Annotated in this window: 15 protein-coding genes and 1 pseudogene; 9 read left to right on the plus strand and 7 right to left on the minus strand. The window is 51.5% G+C overall.

Annotated elements, in window-relative coordinates:
• Positions 1–217: 217 nt before the first annotated feature.
• Entirely contained in the window at positions 218–979 is a 762-nt protein-coding gene (locus tag BLS62_RS28590; protein WP_093190437.1) for a response regulator, read from the plus strand.
• Between the two features lie 12 nt (positions 980–991).
• Positions 992–3583, plus strand: coding sequence for an ATP-binding protein (locus tag BLS62_RS28595; RefSeq protein ID WP_093190440.1), 2592 nt, complete (start codon positions 992–994; stop codon positions 3581–3583).
• Between the two features lie 52 nt (positions 3584–3635).
• Here the strand turns inward: BLS62_RS28595 and BLS62_RS28600 are convergent, their stop codons facing one another.
• The 4 genes from BLS62_RS28600 to BLS62_RS28615 all read right to left on the minus strand — a co-directional run bounded on the left by BLS62_RS28600 (position 3636) and on the right by BLS62_RS28615 (position 7478).
• Complete coding sequence (locus tag BLS62_RS28600; RefSeq protein ID WP_093190443.1) at positions 3636–4826, minus strand: NnrS family protein; 1191 nt, start codon at positions 4824–4826, stop codon at positions 3636–3638.
• Positions 4823–5635 carry an ABC transporter ATP-binding protein gene (locus tag BLS62_RS28605; protein ID WP_093190446.1) on the minus strand — a complete coding sequence of 271 codons (813 nt, stop codon included), beginning with the start codon at positions 5633–5635 and terminating at the stop codon, positions 4823–4825. Before BLS62_RS28605 ends, BLS62_RS28600 begins: the two co-directional genes overlap by 4 nt.
• Positions 5625–6407: an ABC transporter permease gene (locus tag BLS62_RS28610; RefSeq protein ID WP_093190449.1), complete on the minus strand. Its 783-nt coding sequence runs from the start codon at positions 6405–6407 to the stop codon at positions 5625–5627. The genes BLS62_RS28605 and BLS62_RS28610 overlap by 11 nt, the downstream gene beginning before the upstream one ends.
• Before the next feature lie 81 nt (positions 6408–6488).
• Positions 6489–7478, minus strand: a complete 990-nt coding sequence (locus BLS62_RS28615) for an ABC transporter substrate-binding protein (RefSeq protein WP_093190452.1) — start codon at positions 7476–7478, stop codon at positions 6489–6491.
• Between the two features lie 311 nt (positions 7479–7789).
• On the opposite strand from BLS62_RS28615, the gene BLS62_RS28620 reads away from it, so the two are divergent.
• On the plus strand, positions 7790–8272 hold the full coding sequence (locus tag BLS62_RS28620; protein WP_093190455.1) for a DUF2478 domain-containing protein: 483 nt from the start codon (positions 7790–7792) through the stop codon (positions 8270–8272).
• Between the two features lie 71 nt (positions 8273–8343).
• Here BLS62_RS28620 and BLS62_RS31845 read toward each other — a convergent pair whose 3' ends face one another.
• Complete coding sequence (locus BLS62_RS31845; RefSeq protein ID WP_208991318.1) at positions 8344–8574, minus strand: hypothetical protein; 231 nt, start codon at positions 8572–8574, stop codon at positions 8344–8346.
• Positions 8484–8870 (minus strand): FadR/GntR family transcriptional regulator, encoded by a 387-nt coding sequence (locus tag BLS62_RS31850; protein ID WP_208991285.1) that lies wholly within the window; start codon positions 8868–8870, stop codon positions 8484–8486. The genes BLS62_RS31845 and BLS62_RS31850 overlap by 91 nt, the downstream gene beginning before the upstream one ends.
• Before the next feature lie 467 nt (positions 8871–9337).
• Between BLS62_RS31850 and BLS62_RS28630 the strand changes: the two genes are divergently transcribed.
• The 4 genes and pseudogenes from BLS62_RS28630 (at position 9338) to BLS62_RS31865 (ending at position 13547) form a co-directional block, all read left to right on the plus strand.
• Positions 9338–10390, plus strand: a complete 1053-nt coding sequence (locus BLS62_RS28630) for a TRAP transporter substrate-binding protein (protein WP_093190457.1) — start codon at positions 9338–9340, stop codon at positions 10388–10390.
• 98 nt (positions 10391–10488) lie between these two features.
• The gene (locus BLS62_RS28635; protein WP_208991286.1) at positions 10489–12564 is read left to right on the plus strand and encodes a TRAP transporter large permease subunit; all 2076 of its coding nucleotides are present in this window, start codon (positions 10489–10491) and stop codon (positions 12562–12564) included.
• Positions 12540–12773: a hypothetical protein gene (locus tag BLS62_RS31855; protein ID WP_208991287.1), complete on the plus strand. Its 234-nt coding sequence runs from the start codon at positions 12540–12542 to the stop codon at positions 12771–12773. The genes BLS62_RS28635 and BLS62_RS31855 overlap by 25 nt, the downstream gene beginning before the upstream one ends.
• 81 nt (positions 12774–12854) lie before the next feature.
• Positions 12855–13547, plus strand: a pseudogene (locus BLS62_RS31865) (hypothetical protein).
• A 24-nt stretch (positions 13548–13571) separates the two neighbouring features.
• On the opposite strand, the gene BLS62_RS28645 reads toward BLS62_RS31865, so the two are convergent.
• Entirely contained in the window at positions 13572–14570 is a 999-nt protein-coding gene (locus BLS62_RS28645; protein WP_093190462.1) for an HTH-type transcriptional regulator GntR, read from the minus strand.
• A gap of 109 nt (positions 14571–14679) precedes the next feature.
• On the opposite strand from BLS62_RS28645, the gene BLS62_RS28650 reads away from it, so the two are divergent.
• Positions 14680–15210: a gluconokinase gene (locus BLS62_RS28650; RefSeq protein WP_093190465.1), complete on the plus strand. Its 531-nt coding sequence runs from the start codon at positions 14680–14682 to the stop codon at positions 15208–15210.
• A 43-nt stretch (positions 15211–15253) separates the two neighbouring features.
• Positions 15254–16273 carry a TRAP transporter substrate-binding protein gene (locus tag BLS62_RS28655; protein WP_093190467.1) on the plus strand — a complete coding sequence of 340 codons (1020 nt, stop codon included), beginning with the start codon at positions 15254–15256 and terminating at the stop codon, positions 16271–16273.
• The last annotated feature ends 45 nt before the right edge of the window (positions 16274–16318 follow it).

The following is a 16318-nucleotide window of genomic DNA, read 5'->3' on the forward strand; positions in this document are numbered from 1 at the left end:
CTGAACTGCTCCCACTTAAGCGTTAAGTATGTTCCCAATATGGAGATTTATCTTCCTAATATTACATATATTACAAACTTAGGTTACATATGAAATATTAGATCTATTGATGACATGAGTGGAAACTGCGCATTCTCGCGCCAATCCGCTGAAAATGTACTTATACCACCACAGTACATATGGGAGCTTAAGCCGGGTTGCGAGGAAGGTTACATAAATGACCGAGAGTTGGGATAGGTCACCCTCAAAGGTAGCTGTCGTAGATGACGACCCGGCTATACGGGAGGTCCTGCGCGAATTACTGCATGAATACGGGTTTCTCGCGTTGCCGTGCCATGGCAGCGAGGAGTTGCTGGAGCTTGAGGAACTGGAGAGCCTTGACCTTGCAATCATCGACCTGAAGCTGGACGGGGAAAGCGGCATGATGCTGGCACAGCGCCTGCGCGCCTCCTTTAACTTCCCTATTATACTGCTGACCGGCACCGGAGATGAGGTGGACAAGATTGTCGGGCTGGAAACCGGCGCTGATGACTTCCTCATGAAGCCGTTTAACCCACGAGAACTGATCGCCCGCATTCGTGCGGTGTTGCGGCGGTATAAACGTGTTGTCCCTGCTGAGCGGGCAAGTCCGGCACCTCAGGCCTCTGCTGCAGCTCCAGTAAACACATCCAGCACTTTGCTTGGTGATTTGACCTTTGTGAGCGAGGAGCGCCGCTTGCTGGATGCCAACCTCCGCGAAGTCAACCTGACCAACTCGGAACTGCGCCTGCTTGAATTCCTCATCGACAACCCCAATCGCCCCATCAACCGGGTTGAACTGCTGGAACATCTTGGCGGCGACCTCTCCCGTTATATGGACCGCACGGTTGATGTGTTGATCCTGCGGTTGCGCCGTAAGATAGAGCCAAACCCGTCCAAGCCATTATTTTTGCAAACCCGACGCGGCAAAGGCTATGTCTTTGCGCTTGAAACCACTTAGGCGGAGCCCGGCATGATCTTGCTGCCCAAACCATTACGAGCGCTGCTTTCCATCAAGACGCGTTTGCTGGCCGCCATTACGTTGCTCACCCTTGCGACGCTGTTTACCGGTGGCATTGCATGGTATTGGCTGGATCAGGCCAATGTGAAGCTTGTTGGGCAGTACCAACGCACCATTGAGGCTATTGCTGGCTCTCTTCAATTGGCCAACAAATCCGCAGGGTTGGTGAGCACCGCTCCGTTTTTGCTGAACCTGACATCGGTTTACCAGATTGATAATGAAGGCTCGCGCCTGTTGGTAGAGCTGACCAAAGCCGAAGAGCAGTACCGCGACAACTTCCCTCCGCAACAGGAGCAGGGCGGGTTGGGTAAATTTCTGCCTGAAGTACAGCAGAACCTGTCGCTCATGCGTTCTCAGGTGGCCGTACTGGTCAACGCTGCGCAGCAGATAAACGAGTCTGAAGATCGTGTGCGCGGTCTCCTTGTTGATCTGGCGCGGATTGAACGCAATGCCATCAATAAATCGGCCAGTTTTTACCAAACAGCGGCGGAGCGCGATGCGTGGCAACTGGTGGAGCAAACTGCCAACCTGCTTATTTCTGCGGCCCATGTAACCGACTTTCTGAGCATTGGTGAATTGCGCCGCCGTTATCAAGTGTTAACGGCAGAGCTGGAAAACAGCCCCGGCCCGCAATTGCAGCAAGCGCACGCCAAACTTAAGCAAATTGCCGAGGATGACATCGGCCTCTATGCCACCCGCCATCTTGCCATGTCAGGTCAGTTGGAAGCCCGCAATGCGCTGTTTAAAATCAAATCCAGCGCCGAAATGATCAACCAGCTGGTTTCCGAGTTTGTGCGTTTGTCGGGTGAGGAAATCGCCAAGCAACGGCAGGAAACATCCTCCTATATATCCAGTGCTCAACTGGTTGTGTTCTTCACCGGCATTGCCAGTATTGTCCTTGCCCTGTTCTCTGCCCACTACATTGCGGGTTATGTGACCAAGAATATCAATCGTATTTCGCTGGCCATGTCCAAGCTGGCGAAGGGCGATCATTCCTCAGAATTGCCACGCCCCTCACGGCAGGATGACGAGATTGCCCGTTTGCTGCATTCATTCCGCATTTTCCGCGCCAACTCCATCCGCTTGCGCCGAATTTACGGGCAGCTGCAACGCAAAACGGAGCTGTTCGAGACCACCTTCAACTGCATCTCCGACGGTCTTGTTATCACCAATCAACAGCACGGTTTAAACGCGTGGAACCCGCGCCTGTCTCAAGTGCTACGGATGAGTGAGGCAGAGATTGAGAAGGCCAAGGATATCCTTGTTCTCATTCAACATTCTGGCTTCCGGTGGAAAGAGGAAAACGTGCGTCCACACGGAACACGCTTCCGCTTTGCAGAGTTGATCGGCAATGATGGGGCCTTGATCGAGGTGCGCAAGAGCCCTCTGCCAGAAGGTGGTGCAGTTTGGTCTTTCTCAGATGCAACGGACCGTGGCTTTGTGCGGGAGCAAGCCCAGCAAAAGCAGAAGCTGGAAAGCCTGGGGCAGCTGACCGGGGAAGTTGCGCATGACTTCAACAACATCCTCACCAGCATTTCTGGCAGCGTTGGCATTATTGAACGCAAGACCGGACAGCGGAGCGAGATTAACGGAAACCTCCAGCGCATTCACAACGCTGTTGAGATTGCTACCAACCTGACCCAGCGCTTGCTTGCCTTTGCCCGTAAGCAGCATCTGGAACCGGAAGTGGTTGAGATCAATCATCTCATCGAAAGCGTGTCTGAAATCATTTCCGTCAGTCTGGATGAAGACATAATATTGACTACGGATTTGGCGGAGCAGCAGACCTTTGTCCGCATTGATCCCGGCCAGCTTGAAAGCGCTTTGATCAACCTTTGCATCAACAGCGGTCATGCTATTCACGGCGCAGGTACTATTGCCATTCGCGTTCTTGCAAATGGCACGGATACGGTTTCCATCAGCGTGGAAGACAATGGCTGCGGCATGGATCAGGATACATTGGAGCGGGTGTACGAGCCGTTTTTCACCACACGCAGAACATCAGCCGGATCCGGCCTTGGTCTCAGCATGGTGTTCGGCTTCATCAAGCAATCGGGCGGCGAAATGGGTATCACCAGCGAAAAAGGTGAGGGCACCACGGTGACTCTGGTCATTCCGCAAGCCCCCGTTGAGCTGGAACAACAGAGCGCCATATGGACCTTTGAGAAGGCCTATAGGATTTTGCTGGTGGAAGATGATTTACAAACCCTGCTGCGCGCCAAGACTATGCTTCATGAGCTTGGTCTGGATTGCATCGAGGCCAGCACGTACGGCGCTGCAAAAGTGCTCATCGAGAACGGCACCAAGTTTGATGTGCTGTTTACGGATGTTCAGCTGGAGGATGGCAAGGTTGGCTGGACATTGGCGGAAGCTGCCATAAAAGCCTGTGCCGACCAAAAGGTGGTGGTGACATCTGGCCGGTTCCCGAAAGAACACGAACCAAGCTCGGACCTCATCGAGGGCATCACCCGCCTTGCAAAACCTTACAGTAAGGAACAACTCGCCGAAGCAATCATCACCCAACTAAAGCGATGGGAAACCTAAGGCGGGTTGTTTGTCGTCAGCCAAGCCTTCGTTCTGGCATGGCAGCTATCCTCTAACCTGCATTATTTTCCCGAAAGACGATCGGCACGAAGTGGATCAGGTAGAGCGTGAAGGTGAGGGCAAAGAGGCCCCACGCAAATGGCATTGTATCCATATCCGGCAACAGCAATGGACCTAACGAGCGCACCAGACAGGCTGCAATAAGCGATAGAATGGCACCGCCGAGCAGGGGGGTAAGCTTTAGCGCGTTTCCGGAATGGCGCAGTCCTGCGATGATCAGCACCATCAATGTTGCAAAGGCAAAGCCGCCGATAAAGATCATATGCTGGCCAGAAACATATGCATCAGCGGACAAAAGGCCGAGCAGGCCGCCAGCTTGTAATGCGAAGCCAATCCCGATGAACCAGTAGAGCAGATAGAGCGCACGGGCGAAGTGCGTTCTGAGGGCGCCTGATAAATGCCAATCCTGTAAAATATTGAGCACGGCACAGGCAGAGGCCAACGCAAGCCAGCCCTGCAAAGCATTCGAGACTCCCATGACCTGAGCAAGGGTGAGTGCACAGATGCAGAAGATGGCTGCGCGTCTCATGGGTGGGCGTGGAATAAAGGTGGCCCCATCTTCTCGTGTAGAAAGCGCATCATTGACGATAACCATGGTAATTGGAGCAAGTGCCGTCAACACCATGATGACGAACGCGCCTACAGCAAGGGCAAGACCTTGGCTAAGCACGCCTGTTTCCACGTACTCCCATGCACAAATGACCTGAGCAGCACCCAGCATCAGCAAAGGCCAGATGAGATGCTGCGCTTTTGCACCCCAAAGCCGTGGGATCAGCATCGCCAATAAAACCGCAGGAAACAGCAATTGCACGCCAAACACGGCGTTTTGCGGCAGAACACCCATAAACCAAAAGGCAAGACGCCCAATCAACCAAAGCGCGGCAAGGCCGGCCAGCTCTGCTCCAGCAATACGTGGGGTGTTGGTCCATGAGGGAACCGCAGTGGTTAAGAAACCTGCCATGCCGGCAGTCAGAAACCCGAAGAGCATCTCGTATTGATGGAAAAATAAAGAGTCCGCTTCAAACGGCAAGCTCACAGAACCGGAGAGGACCAAGCCCCAGACGAGAATTGAAAGAACAGCGTAGAGAGCGGCAAGCGGAAAGAAGACGCGGAACCCCTCTGAGAACACAACACTGTCAAAGAGGGATGTGTGTTGGTCTGGATGACGAGAAAGGTCTGTCATATCAGCGTCTCCCAGTTGCTCATGTTAAACAGGCTTGCAATGCGATCGTCTGCCAGCAATTTGGCTTCCAGCTCCATCAGATTGCGGCGTGTCCGCTCTTGCCGTGGAATGGGTACTTCATACTCTTTTACAAAGTGTCCGGGATCAGGAGCCATAATTAACACCCGATCACTCAGCGCCAATGCTTCGGTTACATCATGAGTGACCATGAGCACGGAGCATTGCTCTTGCTCCACTTGATGTAGAACAAGGCGGTAAAGCTCGCGCCGCCGGCCAATATCCAGCGCGCTGAACGGCTCATCCAAAAACAACAGATCCGGCTCGACTGCCAGCGCTCTTGCAAGCGCGCCCCGCTGACGCATACCGCCAGAAAGCTCGGAGGGGTATTTGATCCAATCATCCTCTGTGAAACCCATGGCATAGGCCACAGTTCTCGCTCGCTTCATACGTTGGAACTTGGTGAGGTGCTGCCCTTTCAGGCCAAAGCTGATGTTGTTGAGCAAGCTTTTCCATGGCAACAATCGGTGTTCCTGAAACAACACAGCGGTCTTACCAGCTTGGTTGGAGACATTCCCACGACTTGGGGTGATCAACCCGGCTGCAATCTTTAAAAACGTCGATTTCCCGCACCCGGACGGACCAATCAGACTGGTGATCTGTCCCTTTGGCAAAGTCAAAGAACACGGTGCAAGTGTTTGTTGCAGCGGATGATAACGATGATCCTTCACCTCCACCGACAAGATCGGCGGCGTTGCCTCTGGAGCAGAACGAGAGATAACGGAGAGCAGGGGAGCGGTATCAGTCGGCATGTTTCCAACCCTCCACATAATCTTTGATTGGGTTAAGCAACATGCCCTCAATAATAAGCAGAAGGCCAACAACGACAACAATCCACGCCATGGTGGAGGCGGTGTCGATGTTCACTCTGGCTTCCGCCAGTCCAGCCCCGATGCCGCGTGTGCTGGCAAGCAACTCCGCCATCACCACAACCTTCCAGCTGAGGCCCAAAGCCGTTGCCCATGCGGGAAACAGGTAGGAGACAATCTGCGGGGCTTGCACATGCCAGAAACGATCAAACAGGGAGATATGAAAACTCCCTGCCATTTCATCCAGCTCCGCCTCGCGCATACGAACCCCTTGCAGGGCGCCAGCAAACACAAGCGGAACGGTGGAGATAAACACCGTGAAGATCGGCGTTCCATCATTGCCACCAAACCACAACAGCGCCAGTACGATCCATGCAATGGGCGGAACACCAAGTGCGACGGTGATGAAGGGCTTACAGAGCAGCGAGAGCGTGTTGGACCACCCGGCAATGAGACCGAGAGTAATGCCAAAAGCGCTTGCGAGAAAGAACCCCGCAAACGCGCGTTTGGCTGTGATCAGGATATTCTCCAACCCGGACGGTTGATTTAGCAAACGTCCCAACTGCGTGAGAGCTTCCAAGGGTTCGGGCAGGACCAGCGGACCGAAAGCCTCGTAGCCAATTTGCCAAAGTGCGAAAATGAGAAACACACCAGCAAGAGTGCCCCAACCACTCCAGAGCTTACTGATAAGTCTTGTAGCGACTTGATGGATCATCTGATGATCTCTCATTGTTATCGTAAGCAGCTCAACAGGAAAGGGACCGGAACAACAGCCCAACCTGCCGAGCCGACTTAATTACAGATAGAAGTCAGCGTCAGGCAGTCGCCCGCCGATGATGGCCGGATTTTTCTCCGCCAGAATGGAATAGAACTGCTCCAGCTCCGCTTTGACCTCTTTTGCGCGGTCCGCAACCAAATGCGTATACGGAATAGACTTGGCGATGATCGGCGCCGGCAGCGTGATGCTTTCTGCGGCCACAGCAGCAGCTTCCTTCGGATTGGCCTTCACCCACTCCGTTCCGGTAATGCAGGCTTGGTGGAACCCATCAATCAACTCGGGTTGAGCGTTGAGCAGGTCTTCATGCACCATCGTTCCAGCCATAGGGAAACGCCCTGCGCCGCCCGTAACGGAGGCCCATTCATTCGCCAGATCGATAGACCTATGAATTGATTTACCCATCTGCTTGCCCTTGACCATGCCCGCTGTTGCGGCAGGTTCTGGCAAAACGCAATGTTTGATACGGCCAGACAACAAAAGCTGCAGCGCTTCAAACGGTGTGCTCACATAATGGAGGGTGTAGTCTTTGCCTTCTGTCAGGCCGTTTTGTTCCATCACGCGACCAAACACCAGATCCGGCATATCATTGCGGAAGAACATGCCGATCTTCTCACCAGCGAGATCTGCGGGAGATTTGACTGCTTCATCATAGCTGAGCACGTAAAGCATGCCCGAACTCATGATATTGAGCATCTTCACCGGCAGCCCTTTATTGGCGAGGTTTGCAGCAACATAGGAGGGCGTACCTGCCAGTTTCCAGTCGCCGGAAATAAAGCCAGCGCGCAAGACATCAGGTGATTTGTAGACGGAGAAATCAACCTTATCAGTGAATTTAGAAAGCAAGCCTTTGTTGGCAATGTAGGATAAAACAACTGAAGGGCCGACAGGCGGACCATAAAGAGAGAGGCTGGGACTTGCAGCATTTGCCATAAACGGCACCGCGCTTCCAAGTGTAGAAGCAGCAGCAAACCCGGCAGAATTCGTTAAAAATGAACGACGTGTGATCATTGTTTGTTTCCATCGAAACAGAGAAAGTAATCTCATAATTCGCAAATGCGAATGAGTTGCATTTTCTATAAATCACGTTCTCCACGTCTTCTATTTGACTAATATCAATAATATGAGGATAAAACTCATATTAACAGAAAACTGCACGGCGACTTTCCAGCAAATACGCGAAAACTCTGCATGAATCGATGATTGTGCTCATTCGCCGCAGCAATAACCCTGCGTAGATCAAACTAGAATTATTGCAGTTTGATATGAGAGTTTTCACATAGCTGATATAAAAACGCCCGTGACCCCGAGGAAGGATTCTCATGAAAATCGCTTACACGATGCCAAAAGGACAACTTGTGCTGACCGAGCTTTCCGAAAAGCTTCGGGAGCAGGGCATACGAACCTGCGGTATTGTTCAAGCAGATACAGTGAATAAAGATCGGCACCGCTGTGACATGGAAGTGCGCGTCCTACCGGATGGCCCTGATATCTCCATCACCCAATCACTCGGCAAGGAAGCATCCGGCTGCAGGCTCAACACATCCGCCCTCGCAGAAGCTGCAGGCGAAGTCGCACAGCGGGTCAATGGCACCTACGATGTCTTTATTCTCAATAAGTTCGGTGAGCAGGAAGCCAGCGGAGGCGGTTTCCGTGATCTGATCGCTCAAGCGCTCGAAAATGGTGCAGCCGTGTTGGTGGGAACCAATGACATCAATGAGGATGCGTTCAAAGAATTTTCCGGCGGTATGGCTGTCCATATTCCACCAACTGTCTCTGATCTCAAAGCCTGGATCGAAAGCTAATCTGCAATGCCCTTGGTGGTTGCGATTTGCCAGATGCCCATATCTGGCGCAATCACCAAATAGCACGAGGGTCACTCTTCAATTTTTTGAATTGCAAAGAGTTTGGAGGAGATGAGCTCACACCGCTGTTGGTCCTGGCCAAGGCGGAAAGACGTTTCAACAAAATCGATATGCCGGTGCGCAGCGTCTTCAGCCTTTGCGCTGTTCCGGTTCATGATCGCACGCCCAATTTCCTCATGCCGATCCAACAGCTGTTCTCCAGTCCCATCGATGGCACGCAGAAACTCGCGGTTATAAAACACGCCTTTTTCGTCAGTTCATAGATGGAGGACATCATATGAACCAGCATCGCATTATGGCTGGCGTCTACGATAGAGGAGTGAAAGGCGATGTCGCTCTTCTTGGAGGCACTATCATCCCCGGCAGCCTGCGCCTCTGGCAGGTTAACCAGCAATTCCTCTATCCAGTCCAGATCCAGCTTTGTGGCGCGTTCGGCAGCCAAGCCCGCGGCGAACCCTTCCTGCACACGTCTGTACTCGAGAAAGTCATAGAACGCAGTCTGGTTACGGCTGATGAGGTTGATCAGCGCCGAGCTCATAGCCGCGCTGATCAAGGGTGCGATGAACGACCCCTGCCAGGATGAGGCCTTCTATCTGATCGGTTACAGAATCTACGACCGTATCATGGTCGATCGGTTCAAAAAGATAATTTACAGACCCCGTTACTCACACTTCCCAGCGAACCTTATTTCAATATTGGTAGGCATAATTTCCAAATCCGAAGGGAGGAAGAACCAACCCATGCTTTTGAAATTTCAACGCAAATTTACGTAGTAATGCGTTGTTTTGTTGTTCCTTTTCCAGTATCTGGCTATGAATTTCGCCATAACATAAGTAACTAGACGCCAAGTAATACCTCATTAGCCAAGCAGAAAAGCGGTGAATCTCATCAAATATATCAGCCAATAATATCCAGAGGTCAATATTATTTACCAGATATCGATTGCCTGAGAGGGCTGCACGATAACGTTATTTGCAACAGTTGAATATCCTTCTGGAGGAAACGATGAACAACTCAATTTTGAGCCTTGCTCTGGCCGCAACAGTACTTGCAGCACCCGCTGCAAATGCTGCGGACAAGCTGTTACTCAAAACACCAACGGCCTTCTCAACATTTCTACCGGGCCTCGGCAGTCCAATTCCGCGTATTGCCGAGCAGCTCAAACTGATGTCCAACGGCACCATCAAAATGAAGGTGTATGAGCCGGGCAAGTTGATTGCGCCCTTTGAGATCCTCGAAGCTGTTTCCTCTGGCAAAATAAATTCCGGTTACACAACAGCAGGCTACTGGGCCGGTAAAATTCCTGCTGCACCGCTGTTTTCTGCTGTTCCATTTGGGCCGGAAGCTGGCGAATACGTCGCCTGGCTCTACTACGGCAACGGCCTTACCCTCTATCAGGAAATGTATGATCAGGCCGGCTACAACGTAAAAGTTCTGCCATGTGCTATCACCGCTCCGAAAACATCCGGCTGGTTCGCTAAGGAAATCAACTCCCCCGAAGATCTGAAGGGCCTCAAGATGCGCTTCTTTGGCCTTGGCGGTAAAGTTCTGGAGAAGCTGGGCGTTTCAACCTCCTTGCTGCCAGGTGGTGAGATCTTCCCGGCGCTGGAAAAAGGCGCGATTGATGCGGCAGAATTTTCCATGCCCGCGATTGATAGCCGCCTTGGCTTCCAAAAACTGGTGAAATACAATTATTTCCCGGGTTGGCACCAGCAGGCAACAGTGTTCGAACTGCTGATCAACAAAAAAGTTTGGAACAAAGCCAGCGACCAGCATCAATCAATTATTGAGAATGCTTGTAAGGCCTCTATGATTGACAGCTTAGCCGAAGGTGAAGCAATCCAGCACATATCAATGAACGATAACGTCAACAACCACGGTGTTCACATCATGCAGTGGTCCCCAGAAATGCTCGACATTTTTCGCACGACTTGGGACGAAGTTGCAAAAGAAGAATCTGCCAACGACGAGTTCTTCGCGAAGGTTTTAACTGACATGAACCAGTTCCGCGACGACTACAAAATCTGGAAAGAAAACGCATTCTTGCCACGCAAATAGTATGATTTTTGGGAGTGGCTTCCTTTGAGGTCATTCTCATTTTTCCGAGGTGATACGACACTTACCTGATGACCATGTTGCCGCGTTGGCTTGCGAGAATGGATACTATGACTGAAGACCCTCAAGATGCCTCAGATCCAATCGAGCTTTTTGAAGAGATTCTTGAGCACAAAGACTCAGACAAACAATCCATAGCAGTCGTCCTTGAGAGCGCTGTGAAGGGTGTTGGTCATGTGGTGATGTGGGCCAATCTGCTCCTGATTGTGGCAATTGTTTTCCAGGTAACAATGCGTTATCTCTTCAACAAGAACTTCCCCCAAATTGATGAGATCCAATGGCACTTCTACGGTCTTGTGACCATGGTTGGGATCTCGTACGCGCTGGTGACAGATAGTCATGTGCGAGTAGACTTGCTGCATATGCAGTTAAACAAACGAACTCAGCGGTTTATTGAGATTGTGGGCATTCTGGCCCTGCTCACCCCGTTCCTGTATCTGATGATCGATCAGGGGTTCGATTATTTTCAGGAGAGCTTCCGCGTCAATGAGCGGTCCGCCAGCCCAACCGGTCTACCGGCGCGGTGGGCACTCAAAGCCGTCATCCCGATCAGCTTTATTTTACTTGCGATTGCTGCAATAGCTCGCCTCATTCATGACGTACACGCGATTTGGGTTAACACCGAATCAGAACGCCAAGGCAAAGGCATTCGCCTCATTTTTGTTGCGTTTCTTTGTTTTGCCGTTGTCGCTTTCAGCCTCTCCTTCCTCGTCGAAACGACAGAAGAAAAGCTCGTCATCGCCATGTTCCTGACATTCATCGCCCTGCTGTTCTCCGGTTATCCAGTTGCATGGGTGCTGGCGGGCGTTGGTGTTGCGTTCTGTGGCCTTGCCTACTTGTTTGACAATGACCTGATGGTCTGGACCGGCCTTGAAAGCACATTCACCGGCCTTGATTACCTGACACTTGGCGCAACCGTGAACCGTGTTTACGCGACAATGTCCAACGCTGTTCTTGTCGCCCTGCCGATGTTCATCTTCATGGGCCTGATGCTGGACGAGAGCGGTGTTGCTGAGCGCTTGATGAATGCCATGCAGAAACTGTTTGGCACGGTACGCGGCGGTCTCGCCATCACCGTTACGCTCATCGGCATCATCCTTGCAGCGTCCACCGGCATCATTGGCGCCTCCGTTGTCTTGCTTGGTATTTTGTCCCTGCCAGCCATGATGCAGCAGAAATACTCCAAATCTCTGGCAGCTGGTGTGGTGTCCGCCTCGGGTACGCTTGGCATTCTCATTCCGCCATCCATCATGCTCGTTATCATGGCAGACCAGATGGCTCTGTCCGTGGGTGACCTGTTCATGGCAGCCGTGTTCCCCGGCCTCATCATCGGAATGCTGTACCTGCTCTACATCTTCATCATCGCATTGGTGAAACGCGACGTGGCACCAGTACCGGAAGGCGCAAAAGCTCCCGATTGGAATGCGATCAAAGACGTTGCTCTGGCTGCATTGCCAACGCTGCTGCTGATCCTTGCGGTTCTAGGGTCCATCTTTGCGGGTCTGGCCACCCCAACAGAAGCCTCTGGCGTCGGCGCACTCGGTGCAACCTTGCTGGCACTTGGCTATCGCAAACTTACATTCCGCAAGCTGGTGAGCGTTTTAAAATCCACCTTCAACACCACCGCCTACATCTTTGCCATATTCCTCGGCGCGACGATCTTCTCCTACGTTCTGCGGGAAATGGGAGGCGATGCGTTGATTGAAGATATGGTTGCCTCAACAGGCTTTGGGGCCAACGGAACAGTGATCTTCATCCTGTTCATCGTGTTCCTGCTGGGCTTCGTGTTGGATTGGATCGAGATTACCTTGATCGTTCTGCCACTAATGCGCCCGATCATCAATGGACTTGGTCTGGATATTAATGGCTTCGGCGCGATTGATGAGCCTGCCTTGATCTGGTTCGTGATCCTTGTTGCGGTGACGTTGCAAACCTCGTTCCTGACGCCGCCTGTTGGTTTTGCCTTGTTCTATCTCAAGGGCGTTTGCCCGCCAGAAATCAAGCTGACAGATATCTACCGCGGCATCATTCCGTTCGTACTGCTGCAGTTGGTCGGCTTGCTGTTGGTGTACTACCTGCCAGCGCTGGCCACATGGCTCCCATCGGTCGCGTATTAGGAGGCCGCAACGACAAACACAGCGCTGATCCAGACTTTTTCAAGCTATCGTCGGACGTCGTAACGTTCTCAGCGTTCCCAAGAAAACAGAGCGGTTCCGCAAAGGGTTCCGCTCTGGTGCGTCCCGGCACCCTGCTGGAACAATGGAAGGTTCTGGAGGCCTGCGTTGCAGCGGATAAAATCGTCATCATGCAAGCCGCTAATACCTGATTGACGGAGGGCTCAACGCCAAAGGGGACGTATGAGCGGGATGTGGTTTTGATCAAGCACCTTGGGACTGATCGACTCCCCATGTTCTTCGCTATCAAAGGCGCTGTTGATGCATATCTGAGCAAAATCAGTTTCTTGCCAAAGAACGTGACGGATCGGTTTATGCAGGGGTTGGCTCGTATATGGCCAGTGTTTTGCCAAAAATGAATGACCCTGTTTCGCCAACGCTACAAGCATCATCTGATCCTGAAAATGAGCGATGCTGGTATTGATGAAGCCGAGTAATTTTTGAAGCGCTTCTTTGACGAAGGCACAGGCGACTATTTTGCGAGAGATGGCGAAGAGGCGAAAATCGCAGCCTTGCATCGTTTTGCAGCGGCTGGCGCAGCAATCCGTTATAAAGCCATTCATGAGGATGAAGTTGAAGACATCCTTGCGCTGGATATCGCGTTACGCAGAGATGATTGCAGTTGGTTTGAAAAACTTCCCGATCACATAGAAGAGAAGCTGGTTCACCGTCTCTATTATGGGCATTTCATGTGTCATATTTTGCATCAGGATTACATCGTCAAAAAGGGTGTCGACGTCGACGCGCTCAAGCAGGAGATGTTGGAAATCCTAGATCAACGCGGCGCAGAATACCCAGTGGAGCACAACGGTGGCCACATCTACAAAGCCAAACCGGATCTGGTCGACTTCTATAAATTGGTAGACCCGACCAACAGTTTTAATCCGGGCCTTGGCAAAACATCCCACTGCAAGCACTATCATTGAAGGCAGAGGAGGGGGTTCTTGCCCTCAGCCTCTCTTTGTGCTCTCGCGTGCTGAGACAGAGTACTTCAGATCGATAATCCGATCAGTCGGCATGCTCTCCTCGTTCTGCACCATGGCCCCCGCAATTCTGCCTATTTCCCGCAGGGGGGTGGAGATCGACGTAATGCTAGGAACTGTTTCCGAGGTAATGCCTAGATCGTTGAAACCGCAGATGCCTAAATCTTCGGGAACACGAATTCCACGTCGCTGACATTCGAACAAAACACCAATTGCCAAATCATCATTGTTGCAGAAGACCGCATCACATTCCGGGAAAGTGCTGGTCAGCTTACCAAACAACAGGGCCCCCAACTGGACGCTGGATGGTTTGTTGGTGACGGCGATGCTTTCAACACGCAGCTCGCCATGTGCCTTGATCGCTTTTTTGAAACCAACCAGACGCTTTTGGGACCGCGGATCCATCTGCGCGCCCATGAACCCGATGTTCTGGTAACCCGCGTCAATGAGATGCTGTGTTGCCTCTTCACCAGCTTGATCATGCGAAAAGCCAACGATCCTATCAATCGGATCGGAGTTGATATCCATAATCTGCACAATGGGAACACCAACATCTGCAAGCATCTTTTTGGTTTCAGCAGTCTGCTCGATGCCGGATAGAATGACGCCTGAGGGCGTAGGGTTCAAAAACGAACGCAGAATCCGCTCCTCTTCCAGCGGATCATAATTGGTATGACCTATTTGCATGTTGAACCGGGATCCCTGCAAAGATTCGCTGATTCCACCCAACACATCGGTAAATACGTTGTTGGAAATGGATGGAACCATCACAACAATGGAGCTTGTCTTGCTCGATGCGAGTGTTGAAGCGGACTGATTTGGGACGTAGCCGAGTTTTTTCACAGCTGTTTCAACCTTGATGCGCAGCGCATCCGATACCTTCTCAGGTGAGCGAAGAGCGCGGGAAACCGTGATTGCGCTAACTCCAGCTTCCTGTCCAACATCAACGAGCGTCGGTTTGGGCATCAAAAAAATCTCCTGTTTCTCAGCACCTGTTTAGATATTTCACTTACCGCTTGCAAAATGATTGCGCAATCATTTATGGTGAAATTCTCTCAGGAGGAAAACTAGGGCCGTGGAAGATAATAAAAAATCAGTATTTGTCGTCATGGGTGTTTGCGGGGTTGGTAAAACTTCTGTGGCACGAGCCTTGGCTGCATGCCTCCCGGCATTTTATGTCGAGGCCGATGATTTTCATCCTGAAGACAATATTGAAGCGATGGGCCGAGGCCATCCGTTAACGGATGAAATGCGTCGGCCATGGCTGAACGATCTCTCACAAGCGATTGTTGATCTAAACCAGCAAGAGGCCACACCGGCTGTTGTTGTTGCCTGTTCTGCACTCAAACGGGCTTACCGCGATATTATTCGCAGTTATGTGCCTCATGTCTGCTTTATTTTCCTATCAGGAGAAAAAGAGCTTATTCGTGAAAGAATGCTAAACAGGCAAGATCATTTTATGCCGCTTGAGTTACTCGACAGCCAAATGGAAACACTGCAGCCACCAACACAAGATGAGCTGCATATGAATATCGACGTGACTGGTACCAAAACAGAAATAATCAATCGAGTTTTGCGCCAAATCATGCCGGAAGCTGTGGCCTAACGCCACAAATACACTGAATACTCTTCAGGGAGGTACTGTGAGTATGAAAATTTTAAAGTTTGTTGCTGCCACACTCATCGCAGCTAGCACAGCTACATCTGTTCTTGCAGCAGATTACGAACTCCGTTTCCAGTCTTCGGACCCGGCTGGTAACCCAAACTTCGAGCTTCAGCAGGCTTGGGCAAAACGTGTTGCAACACTCACCAATGATCGTGTGAATGTTGAAATGATGCCTGTTGGCACCATCGTGCAGCATACTGAAACTCAGGACGCTGTTGCCGCAGGTATTATTGACGGCCATATCACCGATACATCTTACTTCACTGGTAAAGATGCTGCATTCGGCCTGATTGCTAACCCGGTTGGCGCTTACGGTTCTCCGTCTGAAATGCTCAACTTCATGGAGTACGGCGGCGGCAAGCAGATGATGAACGAACTGCTGAACCCATACGGTTTGCAGTTCATTGGTGCTACAACACCAGGTCTTGAAGCCTTCATCTCCAAAGTGCCACTTGATAGCGTTGCAGACCTTAAAGGCCTGAAAATGCGTGCACCTGAAGGTCTTGTTCAGAACGTATTCGCAGCTGCGGGTGCAACTCCGGTTAACCTGCCAGGCTCAGAAGTGTTCACCGCACTGGACAAAGGCGTGATCGACGCAGCTGATTACACTGTGTTCTCCACCAACCACCAGCAGGGTATGCACGATGTAGCCGGTCATCCCGTCTACCCCGGTTTCCACTCCATGCCTTTGATTGAAGTTTCAATCAACAAAGCAACATGGGACGGTATGCCCCTCGACGTTCAGGCAATCCTTGAAATGTCTGTTCGCGATTATGCGCGTGACATGACTGCTCAGCTTTCCATGCGTGATGCAGTTGCAGTGGCAGAAGCTATTGCTGATCCAGACATCACCGTTCACAACTGGTCTGCAGAAGAACGCGCTAAGTTCCGTGCTATTGCGCGTACTCAGTGGGAAATCGTTGCTGCACGGTCTGAAAACGCAAAGCGTGTTTACGCTGTGTTGACTGCCTACCTGACCGAGCAAGGTCTTCTTGGTGAGTAAGCCGATTTTTATCGCATGAAACTCTCCGAACCGCCCTTTCACCGG

It is taken from the genome of Pseudovibrio sp. Tun.PSC04-5.I4, from assembly GCF_900104145.1.
GTDB lineage: Bacteria > Pseudomonadota > Alphaproteobacteria > Rhizobiales > Stappiaceae > Pseudovibrio.

Excerpts from the sequence above, each read along its gene's own strand:
- BLS62_RS28645 (WP_093190462.1), bottom strand. The coding sequence starts at position 14,570 with ATGCCCAAACCGACGCTCGTTGATGTTGGACAGGAAGCTGGAGTTAGC.
- BLS62_RS28600 (WP_093190443.1), bottom strand. The coding sequence starts at position 4,826 with ATGACAGACCTTTCTCGTCATCCAGACCAACACACATCCCTCTTTGAC.
- BLS62_RS31850 (WP_208991285.1), bottom strand. The coding sequence starts at position 8,870 with ATGAGCTCGGCGCTGATCAACCTCATCAGCCGTAACCAGACTGCGTTC.
- BLS62_RS28615 (WP_093190452.1), bottom strand. The coding sequence starts at position 7,478 with ATGATCACACGTCGTTCATTTTTAACGAATTCTGCCGGGTTTGCTGCT.
- BLS62_RS28595 (WP_093190440.1), top strand. The coding sequence starts at position 992 with ATGATCTTGCTGCCCAAACCATTACGAGCGCTGCTTTCCATCAAGACG.
- BLS62_RS28605 (WP_093190446.1), bottom strand. The coding sequence starts at position 5,635 with ATGCCGACTGATACCGCTCCCCTGCTCTCCGTTATCTCTCGTTCTGCT.
- BLS62_RS28655 (WP_093190467.1), top strand. The coding sequence starts at position 15,254 with ATGAAAATTTTAAAGTTTGTTGCTGCCACACTCATCGCAGCTAGCACA.
- BLS62_RS28635 (WP_208991286.1), top strand. The coding sequence starts at position 10,489 with ATGGATACTATGACTGAAGACCCTCAAGATGCCTCAGATCCAATCGAG.
- BLS62_RS28610 (WP_093190449.1), bottom strand. The coding sequence starts at position 6,407 with ATGATCCATCAAGTCGCTACAAGACTTATCAGTAAGCTCTGGAGTGGT.
- BLS62_RS28630 (WP_093190457.1), top strand. The coding sequence starts at position 9,338 with ATGAACAACTCAATTTTGAGCCTTGCTCTGGCCGCAACAGTACTTGCA.
- BLS62_RS28620 (WP_093190455.1), top strand. The coding sequence starts at position 7,790 with ATGAAAATCGCTTACACGATGCCAAAAGGACAACTTGTGCTGACCGAG.
- BLS62_RS28590 (WP_093190437.1), top strand. The coding sequence starts at position 218 with ATGACCGAGAGTTGGGATAGGTCACCCTCAAAGGTAGCTGTCGTAGAT.
- BLS62_RS31855 (WP_208991287.1), top strand. The coding sequence starts at position 12,540 with ATGGCTCCCATCGGTCGCGTATTAGGAGGCCGCAACGACAAACACAGC.